Source organism: Pseudomonas juntendi, from assembly GCF_009932375.1.
GTDB lineage: Bacteria > Pseudomonadota > Gammaproteobacteria > Pseudomonadales > Pseudomonadaceae > Aquipseudomonas > Aquipseudomonas juntendi.
In genome coordinates this window covers 1-275 of the sequence record NZ_BLJG01000564.1, presented here as the reverse complement: position 1 = coordinate 275, position 275 = coordinate 1, and the positions used below count along the sequence as shown (strand labels likewise).

Annotated in this window: 1 protein-coding gene; it reads right to left on the bottom strand. The window is 60.0% G+C overall.

The genetic code is table 11. The features are described 5' to 3' along the window. Positions 1-49 precede the first annotated feature (49 nt). A complete protein-coding gene (locus tag GYA94_RS28600; RefSeq protein ID WP_161893511.1) occupies positions 50-262 on the bottom strand; it encodes a DUF551 domain-containing protein in 213 nt (70 codons plus the stop codon). Between the last annotated feature and the right edge of the window lie 13 nt (positions 263-275).

Here is a 275-nt window from a genome sequence, read left to right as displayed (position 1 = left end):
TCTGCGTAAAGCTCATGCTCGTGAGCCATGGTCGCCTCCAGATGGTGGGTTACTCGGTGGGTGGGGAAGGGAGGGGCTGCCAGTGGGTGGCCGTATTCGTCCAAAACTCGAAGTGCCCCTGAAGATCTCGGCCGCGGCCCTTGTGCCAAACATCTGTTTCCGAGATGAGCTGTCCTGCGTGATTGAGCGCAGCAACGATCACTGCGACACCGTCGTACTGATCACCTGGCAGAGCATCGCTGCACTTGATCCAGCCGCTCATGGCTTCACCCGGG